Consider the following 13,961-nt stretch of genomic DNA (forward strand, 5'->3'; position numbering starts at 1 on the left):
CAGCTTGCGGTCATAATCACATTTTTCTGCCAAAACACGCATTTGTTACCGCTGAAAATGACACAAATTGTTAAATTATTCACCGCGCTGAACATTTACATTATTAATCACCATGGTTATTATGCCAGACGAAATTAATGAGGCGATAGATTATGGAAAGTTCGTTCACCCCCATAGAGCAGATGCTGAATTATCGGGCGAAGCGCGAGAAGGATTTCCCCTATCAGGAGATCCTGCTCACCCGTCTGTGCATGCACATGCAAAGCAAATTGCTGGAAAACCGCAATAAGATGCTCAAAGCGCAAGGCATCAATGAAACGCTGTTTATGGCGCTGATCACCCTTGATGCCCAGGAAAGCCACAGCATCCAGCCTTCCGAGCTCAGTTCGGCCCTGGGCTCTTCGCGCACCAATGCCACCCGCATCGCCGATGAGCTGGAAAAACGCGGCTGGATCGAACGTCTGGAAAGCGATAACGATCGCCGCTGCCTGCACCTGCACCTGACCCCGCAGGGCGAAGAATTCCTGGCGCAATTACTGCCACCTCAGCACAAATGTCTGCACCTCCTGTGGTCCACGCTCAGCGCCGACGAACAAAGACAGTTGGAAGCGCTAACACGCAAGCTATTAGCACGTCTGGATCAAATGGAAGTGACAGAACAGTTACTCTAATTAGCTCTTTCTGTTCAGGTACACACGTATGAACCCCCTGTTTAACTGGAGATTGACCCCGTTGTGCGCGGTTTTGCTGCTCGCCGGGTGTGCATCAACCGATAATATTGCGCCGCAGTCTACGCTGATGGATGCGCAAAACCTGCAGTTGGCTCAGCCAAAGGTCAGTTCGCTGGCGCTCAGCCCACAGTGGTGGCGTTCACTGAACGATCCCCAGCTTGACGATCTGATGGCCCGTACGCTGCAAAGCTCGCCCTCACTAAGGCAGGCCGCCGCCCGCGTGCGTGAAGCGCAGAGCGTGGTGGGTGAAGCCAACGCCGCCAATGGGCCGAACCTGGATCTTAACGGCAGCATTACGCGCCAGCGTACGGCGCAAAACGTCTATGAGGTCATCGGCTACCCAACCAGCCCGGTCTACACCAGCGCCAACTCGCTGGGATTGAATCTGGCCTATGAGCTGGATTGGTGGGGCAAATACCGCAATCAGGTCAATGCGGCGCAGGCCCAGGTGAATGCCGCCAGGGCAGAGCAGGAACAGGCCGCGCTGACGCTGACCACGTCGGTCGCCTCCGCTTACTATCAGTTGCAGAGCAGCTACGCGCTGGAAAACGTGCTGCAACAGGAAGTCGAGAACAACCAGCGCCTGGCCGATCTGCGCCAACAGCAATATAAAGCGGGCATCACCGGGGTGGATATCCCACGGCAGATCCAGGCCCAGGCCGACGGCGCCAAACAACAGCTGTTGCAACTGCAATCCCAGATTGAGCAACTGAAGCACCAACTGGCGGCGCTGGCCGGCCAGGGGCCGGATGCCATGCAGCACCTGCGCCCGGTTGCCTTGCCGGCCGATGGGCTTTTGGCACCACAGGGCGAGCTGACTACCGATCTGCTGGGCCGGCGCCCGGATATTGTCGCCCAGCGGCAGTTGGTCGAGTCATATAACCAACGGGTGAGCGCAGCCCGGAAAGAGTTCTACCCCAGCTTGTCGATCTCGGCCTTCGCCGGCCTGACGACCACCAACATCAGCGGCACCAGCCCGAACCTGTTGGAAGCAGCGAGCCAGGCCTGGAATTTTGTGCCGGCCATAACGCTGCCTATTTTCCATGCCGGCGCGCTGCGCAGCAAACTGGGCGAGGAATCCGCGCTTTACGATCAGGCGGTGGAATCCTATAACCAAACCATCGTCAACGCCGCACAGCAAACGGCAGACGCCATTACCGTGCAAAAAAGCAGCACACAGCAATTGGCGCAGGCGTCTTCCGCCGCCGGCGCTATTCAGCAGGTCTATCATGTCGCCAATGCCCAATATCAGGCCGGTATTATCGGGCGCGATCAGCTGTTAACCAGCCAAACCCAGTGGCTCCAACAGCAACAGGCGGAACTGAACGCCCGCAGCAATGTGATCCAGGCGAAAATAGGATTGATCCGTGCCCTTGGCGGCGGCTATCAGGCCCCGCAAAGCGCGGATAAAAAAGCATAATAAATAATAAACATGCCCGCTATAGCCTGTGTTGTCAGCAAGCGCTAGCCCATTCCCAGCGTCAAGCGGGGAGCGCATACGGCGCATAACGCGGCGGCACGGCAGTGAGGGTAAACGTGGAGAATACCATGAGTGTAAGCGCGGAGAATCAGGCCCCGCAGCAACAGGCCGGCCAGAAACGCAAACCGGCAGGCAAGAAAAAACAACGTAAATTTTGGCTGTCGCTATTAACCGTTATTTTCGTCGTCATTGGGGTGGCCTATCTGGTGTATTGGTTCCTGGTGCTGCGCCATCACCAGGAAACGGATGATGCCTATGTGGCCGGTAATCAGGTGCAAATCATGGCCCAGGTATCCGGCAGCGTGAACCGCATCAACTTCGATAATACCGATCTGGTAAAACAGGGTGATGTGCTGGTCACGCTCGATCCGACCGATGCGCAACAGGCCTTTGAGCGTGCCCGCACCGGCCTGGCCAATGCGGTGCGCCAAACCCGGCAGTTGATCATCAACGGCAAGCAGTATCAGGCCAATATCACCCTGCGCCAGGCGGATCTCAGCAAAGCAGAAAACGATCTGAAACGCCGCGTGGTGCTGGGCAACGTTGACGCCATTGGCCGTGAAGAGCTGCAACACGCCCGCGATGCGGTAACCAGCGCCAAGGCCGCGCTGGAAGTGGCCACGCAGCAATACAACGCCAACCAGGCTATGGTGTTGAATACGCCGCTGGAGCAACAGCCCGCCGTGCAGCAAGCCGCCGCACAGGTGCGTGACGCCTGGCTGGCCTTGCAGCGCACCCAGGTGATCAGCCCGATTACCGGTTATGTGTCACGCCGCAGCGTGCAGGTGGGGGCGCAAATCGCCGCCGGTTCGCCGTTGATGGCGGTGGTGCCGGCCGATCACGTCTGGGTTGACGCCAACTTCAAGGAAACCCAAATCGCCAATATGCGCATCGGCCAGAGTGCCACGGTGGTCAGCGATGTTTACGGCGATGATGTGGTGTACAACGGCAAGGTGGTCGGGATCGATATGGGCACCGGCAGTGCCTTCTCATTGCTGCCGGCGCAAAACGCCAGCGGCAACTGGATCAAAGTGGTTCAACGCCTGCCGGTGCGTATTGAGCTGGATGCCAAACAGGTGGCGGAACACCCGCTGCGTATCGGCCTGTCGACGCTGGTCAAGGTCGATACCACCGATCAGGCCGGCCGTATGCTGGCGGACGTGGTGCGCGACACGCCACGCTACCAGAGCGACGCTCTGGCGTTGGATCTGGCGCCGGTGAATCAGATTATTGCTGAGATCATCCATGCAAACGCCGGTTAAACGAGTGGGAGGCTTCCTTGGCACAAAAACCGCTTGAAGGCGCCCAGCTCGCCTGGATGACCGTCGCCCTGGCCATGGCGACCTTCATGCAGGTGCTGGACTCCACCATTGCCAACGTTGCAATACCAACCATCTCCGGTAACCTGGGGGCCTCCAACTCGCAGGGCACCTGGGTGATCACGTCGTTCGGGGTCGCGAACGCGATCTCCATTCCGATCACCGGTTGGCTGGCGAAGCGTATTGGCGAAGTCCGCCTGTTCCTCTGGGCGACGGCGTTGTTCGCTCTCGCCTCCTGGCTGTGCGGGATTTCCAACAGTTTGGGCATGCTGATCTTCTTCCGCGTGGTTCAGGGCGTGGTGGCCGGGCCGTTGATCCCATTGTCGCAAAGCCTGTTGTTGAACAACTACCCGCCCGCCAAACGGGCAATGGCGCTGGCGCTATGGTCGATGACGGTGATCGTGGCGCCGATTTTCGGGCCGATCCTCGGCGGCTATATCAGCGACAACTACCACTGGGGTTGGATCTTCTTTATCAATATCCCGATTGGCCTGTTCGTGGTCATCGCGGCTATGTCGACGCTGAAAGGCCGAGAGACCAAAACCGAGATCAAACCGATCGATACCGTCGGGCTGGTGCTGCTGATTGTGGGTATTGGCTCGCTGCAGATCATGCTCGATCAGGGTAAAGAGCTGGACTGGTTCAACTCCACCGAGATTATCACCCTGACCGTGGTCGCCGTGGTTTCGCTGCTGTTCCTGGTGGTCTGGGAGCTCACGGACGATCACCCGGTGGTGGATCTGTCGTTGTTCAAATCGCGCAACTTTACCATCGGCTGCCTGTGCATCAGCCTGGCCTATATGCTGTATTTCGGCGCGATCGTGCTGTTGCCGCAGTTGTTGCAGGAGGTCTTTGGCTATACCGCCACCTGGGCCGGCCTGGCTTCGGCGCCGGTGGGGCTGATCCCGGTGTTGCTGTCGCCAATCATCGGCCGCTTTGGCAACCGGCTGGATATGCGCCGCCTGGTCACTTTCAGCTTCATTATGTATGCCGTTTGCTTCTACTGGCGCGCCTATACGTTTGAACCGGGAATGGACTTTGGCGCCGCCGCGTGGCCGCAGTTTGTGCAGGGCTTTGCCATCGCCTGCTTCTTTATGCCGCTGACCACCATTACGCTGTCAGGGCTACCGCCGGAACGTATGGCGGCGGCGTCAAGCCTGTCCAACTTTACCCGTACTCTGGCAGGCTCGATCGGTACATCGATCACCACTACGCTGTGGACCCAGCGCGAATCGCTGCACCATGCGCAATTGAGCGAGTTTGTGAACCCTTACAACCCGCAGTCGCAGTCGATGTACCAGCAGTTAGAACAGTTGGGTATGAGCACCCAGCAGGCCTCTTCCTATATCGCCAGCGAGATCACCGCACAGGGGCTGATTATCTCCGCCAATGAGATTTTCTGGCTATCCGCCGGGGTGTTCCTGGTGATGTTGGTGTCGGTGTGGTTCGCCAAACCGCCGTTTGGCTCCGGCAGCGGCGGTGGCGGCGCGCACTGATCGCCAGGGCAGCTCCTCCGCGGTAAAAAAAAACGGGCCAGTGCATTCACACTGGCCCGCCTTTTACATGCGCTAACCGAATCAGGCGTGGTTCTGGCGCCACCAGTCCGCCAGCAGGATGCCTGCGGCCACGGACACGTTCAGGCTTTCCACCTTGCCGGTTCCGCCGATCGCCACGCTAATATCCCCTTGCTGCAGAGTATTGTCACTCAGGCCATCGCCCTCATGGCCCAACACCAACACCATTTTGGCCGGCAGTTTGGCCTGTGCCAGCTGCGTTGCGCCTTTATGGCTGGAGGTGGTGACGATGGTGTAGCCCGCATTGCGGAAGGTTTCCAACTCGGCCAGCAGGTTGTCTGCGCCGATCGCCCGGATGTGCTCGGCGCCCCCTTCAGCGGTGCGCACCGCCGCACCGGACTCCAGCAGCGCCGGATCCTGCAGCAACAGGCCATTAACGCCAAAGTGCGCGCAGGAGCGAACAATCGCCCCCAGGTTATGTGGGTTGCCCACGTCTTCCAGCGCCAGCACGCAGTCCGTCGCCGGCGCGTCTTGCAGATACGCCTGCGCATCCAGGCCCTGGCGTTTTTTAATCAGGAAACAAACGCCGCCGTGGTGCTCAGTGCCGGACGCTTTGGCCAGCTCTTCTTCATCCACCACATGGTAGGCTTTGCGGTTTGCGGCCATCCAGCGCAGCGCCTCGCGAAAACGCGGCGTAACCGACTGAATAAACCACGCGCGGACGATCGCCTCCGGGCGGCTGGCAAACAGCGCCTGGCAAGCATTCTCGCCGTAGACGCGGGTTTCTTCCGCGCGCTGGCGGCGCAGCTGTTCCGGATCGATAAAGCTTTTTCCGCTGATGCCGCCGTGATCAAATGCCGGCTCTTCATCCGGCCCGCGGGAAACGGTTTTCCATGGGGAATCGTAGCCATCGCGGCTATCCTGGCGCGCCGGCCGGCGTGGGCGTTCGCCCTCGTTGCGGCGTGGATCGGCGCCACGGCGCTCGCTGCCACGCGGTTTGTTGTGCCCAGCGCGATCCGGGCGCGTACGCTCGTCCGCCCGCCCTTTGCCCGCCGGACGCTTGTTCTTGTTACGGTTGTCGCCACCTTCGTCGTCGCTGCGGACGTACATCACTTTGACCTTACCGTTCTTGCCACTAAATGAATCGTTCATTGTCTTCTCCACCAACGCGCAGGGCGCGAAGATTACCTGATGTCCGTGCACTAAGCCACCAGCTTGGGCCAAAAGCCAACAACTATTGCACTTATTGAACAAACCGTTTTGTTCGGCTGCGCGGTTTTACCGATAATCGTCAACATTAATAGAACATACTCGCAGCCAACGTGGCGTGTGTAACGCTTTCCGAAAACGAGGTAAATATGAATACCGTTTGTTCAGCTTGTAATGCGACCAACCGCGTTCCGGAAGAACGCCTGGCAGACAGCGCGAAATGCGGCCGCTGCGGACACGATCTGTTCGATGGCGAAGTGACGAACGCCACCGCCGCGACGCTGGATCAATTACTGGCAGACGATCTGCCGGTGGTAGTCGATTTCTGGGCGCCGTGGTGCGGCCCGTGCCGCAGCTTCGCCCCCATCTTTAAGGATGTAGCCGAAGAGCGTGCCGGCAAAGTCCGTTTCGTTAAGGTCAACACCGAGGCCGAACCGGAACTGAGCGCCCGTTTCCGCATTCGCAGCATCCCTACTATCATGGTGTTCCGTGACGGCAAGATGGTCGATATGCTCAATGGCGCCATGCCCAAGGCGCCATTTGATAGCTGGCTCAATGAGTTAGTCTAACCTATAACGCATCAGCCTGCCCGGCTCTGGCGCCGCCAGGCTGTTGATATGGCCGTAACGGATAACGTTGCGGCCTTTCTTTTATCACCAAGCCCGGCAGAAGGCCCGCGCGTCGGTTTTTTTACGCTACAATAGCGGTTTTCACCGGGATCATCATGACCGCTAACGCCGTACTTCGCCTGCGCCAGTTTCGCTTGGATCGCGCCACCCGCCCGTTTCTGGCGCGCGGCTGCCGCGTAGCCCGTTGCCAGGGCTGCCTGTTGCCGCAAAAACAGTGCCTGTGCAGCACGATAACCCCCCAGCAGGCCAGCAGCCGCTTTTGCCTGATCATGTTCGGCGCCGAACCGCTAAAACCCAGCAATACCGGCCGCCTGATTGCCGATATCCTGCCGGATACCCAGGCCTTTCTCTGGGCGCGTACCGAAGTGGAGCCCGCGTTGCTGGCAGCGATTAGCGATCCTACTCGCCAGCCCTATGTGGTGTTCCCCGGCTCTTACGCACAGCCGGGGCGCGAAGTGGTTACCCAACTGCCCACGGGCGGCAAGCCGCCGCTGTTTATCATGCTGGACGGCACCTGGGCCGAAGCGCGCAAAATGTTCCGCAAAAGCCCTTACCTGGACGCCTTGCCGGTATTTTCGCTCAATGTCACCCGGGGATCAGATTATCAACTGCGCGAGGCCAGCCGCGCAGAGCAGCATTGCACCGCGGAGGTCGCCGCCGCATTGCTGGCGCAGGCCGGGGATCAGGCCGCCGCCGACGGCCTGGACCAACACTTCCGCTACTTCCGCCAACAGTATCTGGCAGGGAAACCCACACGCCAGGAGGCACCGGTCACAGCAAGCCTGCCGCAAAGCACCTAAAATCAGGCAATAATATTGCCGAAAGGAGCAGCACATGAGCCAACGGGGATTAGAAGCGCTGTTGCGCCCCAAATCGATCGCCGTTCTCGGCGCCTCACAGCAACCAGGACGCGCCGGCTACCTGATGATGCGTAACCTGTTGGCCGGCGGCTTCAACGGCCCGGTGCTGCCCGTTACGCCGCGTTATAAGGCCGTGTGCGGCGTGATGGCCTACCCGGACGTCGCCAGCCTGCCGCTCACCCCCGATCTGGCGGTGATTTGCACCAACGCCAAACGCAATCTGCAGTTGCTGGCCGCGCTGGGGGAACGCGGCTGTAAAACCGTCATCGTGCTTTCCTCGCCGCAGGAACAGTTCCCGGCGCTGAAAGCCTGTGCCCAGCAATACGCCATGCGCCTACTGGGCCCCAACAGCCTTGGGCTATTGGCGCCCTGGCAAGGCATCAACGCCAGCTTTTCCCCGGTGCCGATACAAAAAGGCAAACTGGCCTTTATTTCACAATCCGCCGCCGTCGCCAATACCATTCTTGACTGGGCACAGCAGCGGGAAGTCGGATTCTCCTACTTCATTGCGCTTGGCGACAGCCTGGATATCGACGTTGACGATCTGCTCGACTTTCTGGCGCGCGACGGCAAAACCAGCGCGATCCTGCTGTATCTGGAAAATATCAGCGATGCACGCCGTTTTCTTTCCGCCGCACGCAGCGCTTCACGCAACAAACCGATTTTGGTGATTAAAAGCGGCCGTAGCCGCCAGGCCCAGCAGTTGCTCAACGGCCACCCGGGGCTGGATGCCGCCTATGACGCCGCAATCCAACGCGCCGGGTTGCTGCGCGTGCAGGATACGCATGAGCTGTTCTCCGCAGTAGAAACGCTGAGCCATATGCGCCCGCTGGGCGGCGAGCGGCTGATGATCGTCAGCAATGGCGCCGCCCCCGCCGCCATGGCGCTGGATGCGCTGATTGCCCGCAACGGCAAGCTGGCCACGCTGAGCGAAGCCACGCAACAAAACCTGGCGCAAGCGCTGCCCGAATTACGCCATATCAGCAACCCGCTCGATCTGTACGACAATGCGACGCCAGAGCGCTATCAGGCCGCAGTGCAGGCGCTGCTGAGCAGCCATGACTATGATGCCCTACTGCTGATCCACGTACCCAGTGCCGCCGCGCCCGGCACGGCAACGGCGCAGCGTGTGATCGAGGTTTGCGGCCAACATCCGCGTGGCAAACGCGTCACGCTGTTAACCAACTGGTGCGGGGAATATTCATCCCAGGAAGCGCGGCGGCTGTTTAATGAAGCGGCCATCCCGACTTACCGTACGCCGGAAGGCGCAGTAACCGCATTTATGCATATGGTGGAATACCGGCGCAATCAAAAACAGCTGAAAGAAACACCGGCGCTGCCGGTGGGGCTGACGGCCAATACCGCCGATGCCCACCGCCTGATTCATCAGGCGCTGGCAGAGGGCGCGACACAACTGGATACCCACGAAGTGCAGCACATCCTGCGCGCCTATGGGCTGAGCACCTTGCCCACCTGGATCGCCGGCGACAGCGCCGAAGCAGTGCATATTGCTGAACAAATCGGCTACCCGGTGGCGCTGAAACTGCGCTCACCCGATATTCCACACAAATCGGAAATCCAGGGCGTGATGCTGTACTTGCGGTCAGCCACCGAGGTGCAGGGCGCTACCGAGGCGATTCTCGATCGCGTTAAACGTACTTATCCGCAGGCCCGTATCCACGGCCTGCTGGTGCAAAGTATGGCTAACCGCGCCGGCGCGCAGGAGCTGCGCATTAGCGTTGAGCAGGATGCCATTTTCGGCCCGTTGATTATGCTGGGCGAAGGCGGGATTGAATGGCGGCAGGAAAACCAGGTCGCGGTGGCGTTGCCGCCGCTGAATATGGCGCTGGCGCGCTATCTGGTGCTGCAAGCGGTGAAAGGCGGCAAGATCCGCGGCCGCAGCGCCCTGAGGCCGCTGGATATCCCGGGGTTAAGCCGCCTGCTGGTGCAGGTTTCCAACCTGATCCTCGACTGCCCGGAGATCACCCGGCTGGACATCCACCCGGTGCTGGCTTCCGGCAGTGAATTCACGCTGTTGGACGTCAACATGCAGTTGGCGCCGTTTAGTGGCGATCCGCAGGCACGCCTGGCAATCCGCCCGTACCCGCATGAGCTGGAAGAAACCATTACGCTCAAAGACGGCACCCACTGCCTGTTCCGCCCGATCCTGCCGGAAGATGAACCGGCGCTGAAACATTTTATCGATCGGGTCACCAAAGAAGATCTCTATTACCGCTACTTTAGTGAGATCAGCGAGTTTACCCATGACGATTTAGCCAATATGACGCAAATCGACTACGATCGCGAAATGGCCTTCGTGGCCGTACGCAACGATGAGGAAATTATCGGCGTCACCCGCGCCTTGTCCGATCCGGATAATACCGACGCCGAATTCGCCGTGCTGGTGCGTTCCGATCTCAAAGGGCTGGGGCTGGGCCGCCAACTGCTGGAAAAAATGATCGGCTACGCCAGCTCACACGGCCTGACCCGCTTGACGGCGGTCACCATGCCACGCAACCACGGCATGGTGGCGCTGGCACGGAAACTGGGCTTTACGGTGGATGTTCAGCTTGAAGACGACATTGTTAACCTGAGCTTGCCGTTAGCCGGGGGCGCAGCAAAGTGAGCCATGTCGCAATGCGCTACGAATCCATGACTTAACGCTAAAACATGCGCACAAGCGGGAAAACTAGTGGTATTATCGCCCGATTGTTCATTTTTTTATTTACGTACGTGGCGTTATGGCCATCTAATTATGAGAGAAGAAGCGCACTGTGATGTTGTCAAAATTTAAACGTAGCAAACATCAACAACACCTTGCACAACTGCCCAAACTCCCCCAGACGGTTGCTGATGTACGTACTCTGTACAGCCCTGCCGACTTCCGCACCACGCTGCTGGAAGCTATCGCAAACGCCACAACACGTATTTATCTGGTCGCCCTCTATCTGGAAAATGACGATGCAGGCCGCGACATCCTCAACGCGCTTTATCAGGCTAAACGCCAGCGCCCGGAGTTGAAGATCTGCGTGCTGGTTGACTGGCACCGCGCCCAGCGCGGGCGTATCGGCGCAGCCGCTGCCCATACCAACGCAGACTGGTACTGCGAGATGGCGGCGAATAACCCTGAGCAATCGGTAGCGATTTACGGCGTGCCGGTAAACACCCGCGAAGCCCTGGGCGTGCTGCACCTGAAAGGCTTCATCGTGGATGACACCGTGATTTATAGCGGCGCCAGCATCAATGATGTTTATCTCAACCAGCACGACAAATACCGCTATGACCGTTATCAGTTGATCGCCAATGCGCAGTTGGCCGATATCATGGTGGGCTACATCCGCCAGCACCTGATAAATGCCAGCGCAGTGCATCGGCTGGATCGCGCCGATCGGCCGAAAAGCCCGGAGATCAAAAATGAAACGCGCATGTTCCGTTTCGCTCTGCGCCAGGCCAACTATCAGGTGCGTGCCAAAGCCGGTAACGACGAGCTGGCGGTAACGCCGCTGGTTGGGCTTGGCAAGCCCAGCATCCTGAATAAGACGGTACATCACCTGATGGCCAGCGCCGATCAAAAACTGACGCTGTGCACCCCTTATTTCAATCTGCCCGCGCTGCTGGTGCGCAATATCATTTATCTGCTGCGCCAGGGTAAGCAGGTGGAAATTATCGTCGGCGACAAAACCGCCAATGATTTCTATATTCCCGAAGATCAGCCGTTCAAAATCATCGGCGCCCTGCCTTATCTGTACGAGATCAATCTGCGCCGCTTCCTGAGCCGCTTGCAGCGTTACGCCGACACCGGCCAGCTGATTATTCGCCTGTGGAAAGACGGGGAGAACAGCTACCACCTGAAGGGAATGTGGGTAGATGATGAGTGGCAGCTGATTACCGGCAACAACCTTAACCCGCGAGCCTGGCGGCTCGATCTGGAAAATGCCATCTTGATCCACGATCCTAAACAGGAAATGCGCGAGCAGCGCCTGAAGGAGCTGGAGCACATTCGCACCCATACCAGCATCGTGGACAACTACCAGGATCTGCAGAGTATTCAACAGTATCCGGTAAAAGTGCGCAAATTGATCCGCCGCCTGCGCCGTATCCGTATCGATCGCTTGATTAGCCGTATACTCTAACCGCGCTATACTTTTCATCCGGGCCGAATCGTGCCCGGCTGTTCCTCCGTTCGGGGTACTGAAACAACAGGATGTTTCATCATGCGCGTGCTTCCCCCCTTACTGTTGCTCCCTTGCCTGCTATTGACCAATGGCTGTACACACCTGGCCAACGATCGCTGGACAGGGAAAGATAAAGCGCAGCACTTTGTGGTTTCTGCGGCGTTAGCCGCGGCGGGGACGGCATATGGCGACCATCGTGATTGGAGCGCGGCGCACAGCCGTGGGTTTGGCTTGCTGTTTTCTATCGGCCTGGGGGCCGGCAAGGAGTGGTATGACAGCCGGGCCGCAGGCACCGGCTGGAGCTGGAAAGATTTTGCCTGGGATGTGGCAGGCGCAGCCACCGGCTACGGCCTGTACCACATCACACGCTGATTTAGAGCTGAATTTCCATCCCTTTGCGGTGCAGGCGCAGTGAAACAATCAGCGCCAGCAAACACATCCCGGACACATACCAGAAGAACGCGTTTTCAAAACCAAAGGATTTGAGCGACAGCGCCACATACTCCGCCGAACCGCCAAAGACCGCATTCGCTACCGCATAAGACAGGCCAACCCCCAGCGCCCGCACTTCCGGTGGGAACATTTCTGCTTTCAGCAGCCCGCTGATGGCGGTATAGAAGCTGACGATCAGTAATGCCACTGTGGTCAGGGCAAACGCCAAGAACGGATTGGTTACGCTCTTCAGGGTTAACAAAATAGGAACAGTCAGGAACGTCGCCAGAGAAGCAAAAGCGATCATCGAGTTACGGCGGCCAATGCGATCGGACAATGCGCCAATCAGCGGTTGCACCAGCATAAACACGAACAGCGAACCGGTCATGATGCCGCTGGCCAATTTGGCATCCATACCCGCGGTATTCACCAGGTACTTCTGCATGTAGGTGGTATAGGTGTAAAAACTTAACGAACCACCGGCGGTGAACCCCAATACCATCAAAAAGGCCTTACGGTTTTTCCATATCCCTTTCAACGAACCGGCATCTTTGTGATTACGGGTTTTGGCATCCGAGGTTTCATTTAACGAGCGGCGCAGGAACAGCGCAACAATCGCCAATGCCGCGCCCAGGCCAAACGGAATACGCCAGCCCCAGGCACGTAGCTCTTCCGTTGACATCACCTGCTGTAGAACGACCAGCACCAGCAGCGCCAACAGTTGGCCGCCAATCAGCGTGACATACTGGAATGAGGCGTAGAATCCACGGTGGCCCTTAACGGCGACCTCGCTCATATAGGTAGCGCTGGTGCCGTATTCGCCGCCAACAGACAGCCCCTGGAACAGGCGAGCAACCAACAGCAGAACCGGCGCCCAATAGCCAATGCTGGAATACACCGGCAGGCACGCAATGGCCAGCGAACCGGCACACATCATGCAGACAGAAATCAGCATTGAAGTTTTACGGCCATGCTTATCGGCAATATAGCCAAACAGCCAACCGCCGATTGGCCGCATAAAGAACCCGGCGGCAAAGATGCCGGCCGTCTGCAACAACTGTGTGGTGGCGTTGCCCGCGGGGAAGAACGCCGATGCGAAATAGATAGAACAAAAAGAATAGACGTAAAAGTCAAACCACTCGACCAGATTCCCGGAGGATGCCCCAACGATAGCAAAGATACGTTGTTTCTTATCTTTATCATCCGCAAGAGGACGATCCGCAATACCCGAGGTTGTTTCTGCCATAATATTTTCTCCCGGCCAGATCGGCATTACCGTCCGGCTTCCTGCCTTGTGTTATGTATGTTGTGAATTGCGATTTCTTATTTTTTTGAACATTAACAATTAGCACCGTCGGCAGACGAAGAAAAGCAGAATATTTATTAATTATGCAAATACATACAGCAACATCGGCATCACGATGAATAAATAAGCAAAAAAATAGAAAAAATAACGCTAATCATGGGGAAAATAAAAGGCAATAAAACGCAAAAAGCCCCGTACGCAAGTACGGGGCTTTCTACTGGATTTGATGCCTGGCAGTGTCCTACTCTCGCATGGGGAGACCCCACACTACCATCGGCGCTACGGCGTTTCACTTCTGAGTTCGGC

At 58.0% G+C, this 13,961-nt stretch carries 11 protein-coding genes and 1 rRNA gene; 9 read left to right on the top strand and 3 right to left on the bottom strand.

What is annotated here, in order from left to right:
• The first annotated feature begins 152 nt into the window (after positions 1-152).
• From mprA to emrB, 4 genes are all read left to right on the top strand, one after another.
• A complete protein-coding gene (mprA, locus tag ABFX35_RS18105; RefSeq protein WP_095847491.1) occupies positions 153-671 on the top strand; it encodes a transcriptional repressor MprA in 519 nt (172 codons plus the stop codon).
• A 28-nt stretch (positions 672-699) separates the two neighbouring features.
• A complete protein-coding gene (locus tag ABFX35_RS18110; RefSeq protein WP_279024559.1) occupies positions 700-2,151 on the top strand; it encodes an efflux transporter outer membrane subunit in 1,452 nt (483 codons plus the stop codon).
• 128 nt (positions 2,152-2,279) lie between these two features.
• Positions 2,280-3,473, top strand: coding sequence for a multidrug efflux MFS transporter periplasmic adaptor subunit EmrA (gene emrA / locus ABFX35_RS18115; protein WP_346082370.1), 1,194 nt, complete (start codon positions 2,280-2,282; stop codon positions 3,471-3,473).
• A 17-nt stretch (positions 3,474-3,490) separates the two neighbouring features.
• On the top strand, positions 3,491-5,026 hold the full coding sequence (emrB, locus tag ABFX35_RS18120) for a multidrug efflux MFS transporter permease subunit EmrB (protein WP_279024562.1): 1,536 nt from the start codon (positions 3,491-3,493) through the stop codon (positions 5,024-5,026).
• An 81-nt stretch (positions 5,027-5,107) separates the two neighbouring features.
• Here emrB and ABFX35_RS18125 read toward each other — a convergent pair whose 3' ends face one another.
• Positions 5,108-6,196, bottom strand: a complete 1,089-nt coding sequence (locus ABFX35_RS18125; RefSeq protein WP_279024564.1) for a tRNA/rRNA methyltransferase — start codon at positions 6,194-6,196, stop codon at positions 5,108-5,110.
• 206 nt (positions 6,197-6,402) lie between these two features.
• Here ABFX35_RS18125 and trxC point away from each other — a divergent pair, with 206 nt between their 5' ends.
• The 5 genes from trxC (at position 6,403) to ABFX35_RS18150 (ending at position 12,289) form a co-directional block, all read left to right on the top strand.
• A complete protein-coding gene (gene trxC, locus ABFX35_RS18130; protein WP_095847486.1) occupies positions 6,403-6,822 on the top strand; it encodes a thioredoxin TrxC in 420 nt (139 codons plus the stop codon).
• Positions 6,823-6,977: 155 nt separating this feature from the next.
• Positions 6,978-7,682 (top strand): tRNA-uridine aminocarboxypropyltransferase, encoded by a 705-nt coding sequence (locus ABFX35_RS18135; protein ID WP_346082371.1) that lies wholly within the window; start codon positions 6,978-6,980, stop codon positions 7,680-7,682.
• 34 nt (positions 7,683-7,716) lie between these two features.
• A complete protein-coding gene (locus tag ABFX35_RS18140; protein WP_346082372.1) occupies positions 7,717-10,368 on the top strand; it encodes a bifunctional acetate--CoA ligase family protein/GNAT family N-acetyltransferase in 2,652 nt (883 codons plus the stop codon).
• Positions 10,369-10,519: 151 nt separating this feature from the next.
• Positions 10,520-11,875 carry a CDP-diacylglycerol--serine O-phosphatidyltransferase gene (gene pssA, locus ABFX35_RS18145; RefSeq protein ID WP_346082373.1) on the top strand — a complete coding sequence of 452 codons (1,356 nt, stop codon included), beginning with the start codon at positions 10,520-10,522 and terminating at the stop codon, positions 11,873-11,875.
• Positions 11,876-11,956: 81 nt separating this feature from the next.
• The gene (locus ABFX35_RS18150) at positions 11,957-12,289 is read left to right on the top strand and encodes a YfiM family lipoprotein (protein ID WP_346082374.1); all 333 of its coding nucleotides are present in this window, start codon (positions 11,957-11,959) and stop codon (positions 12,287-12,289) included.
• A 1-nt stretch (position 12,290) separates the two neighbouring features.
• Here ABFX35_RS18150 and ABFX35_RS18155 read toward each other — a convergent pair whose 3' ends face one another.
• Both ABFX35_RS18155 and rrf read right to left on the bottom strand, forming a co-directional pair.
• Entirely contained in the window at positions 12,291-13,595 is a 1,305-nt protein-coding gene (locus tag ABFX35_RS18155; RefSeq protein WP_279024571.1) for an MFS family transporter, read from the bottom strand.
• 288 nt (positions 13,596-13,883) lie between these two features.
• A 5S ribosomal RNA gene (gene rrf, locus ABFX35_RS24230) occupies positions 13,884-13,961 on the bottom strand; the annotation flags it as partial.

Source organism: Gibbsiella dentisursi, from assembly GCF_039539505.1.
Classification (GTDB): Bacteria; Pseudomonadota; Gammaproteobacteria; order Enterobacterales; family Enterobacteriaceae; genus Gibbsiella; species Gibbsiella quercinecans.

What these genes read in the sequence shown, in the direction of transcription:
- trxC (WP_095847486.1), top strand. Translation starts at nt 6,403, where the DNA reads ATGAATACCGTTTGTTCAGCTTGTAATGCGACCAACCGCGTTCCGGAA.
- emrA (WP_346082370.1), top strand. Translation starts at nt 2,280, where the DNA reads ATGAGTGTAAGCGCGGAGAATCAGGCCCCGCAGCAACAGGCCGGCCAG.
- ABFX35_RS18155 (WP_279024571.1), bottom strand. Translation starts at nt 13,595, where the DNA reads ATGGCAGAAACAACCTCGGGTATTGCGGATCGTCCTCTTGCGGATGAT.
- ABFX35_RS18125 (WP_279024564.1), bottom strand. Translation starts at nt 6,196, where the DNA reads ATGAACGATTCATTTAGTGGCAAGAACGGTAAGGTCAAAGTGATGTAC.
- mprA (WP_095847491.1), top strand. Translation starts at nt 153, where the DNA reads ATGGAAAGTTCGTTCACCCCCATAGAGCAGATGCTGAATTATCGGGCG.
- ABFX35_RS18140 (WP_346082372.1), top strand. Translation starts at nt 7,717, where the DNA reads ATGAGCCAACGGGGATTAGAAGCGCTGTTGCGCCCCAAATCGATCGCC.
- pssA (WP_346082373.1), top strand. Translation starts at nt 10,520, where the DNA reads ATGTTGTCAAAATTTAAACGTAGCAAACATCAACAACACCTTGCACAA.
- ABFX35_RS18110 (WP_279024559.1), top strand. Translation starts at nt 700, where the DNA reads ATGAACCCCCTGTTTAACTGGAGATTGACCCCGTTGTGCGCGGTTTTG.
- ABFX35_RS18150 (WP_346082374.1), top strand. Translation starts at nt 11,957, where the DNA reads ATGCGCGTGCTTCCCCCCTTACTGTTGCTCCCTTGCCTGCTATTGACC.
- ABFX35_RS18135 (WP_346082371.1), top strand. Translation starts at nt 6,978, where the DNA reads ATGACCGCTAACGCCGTACTTCGCCTGCGCCAGTTTCGCTTGGATCGC.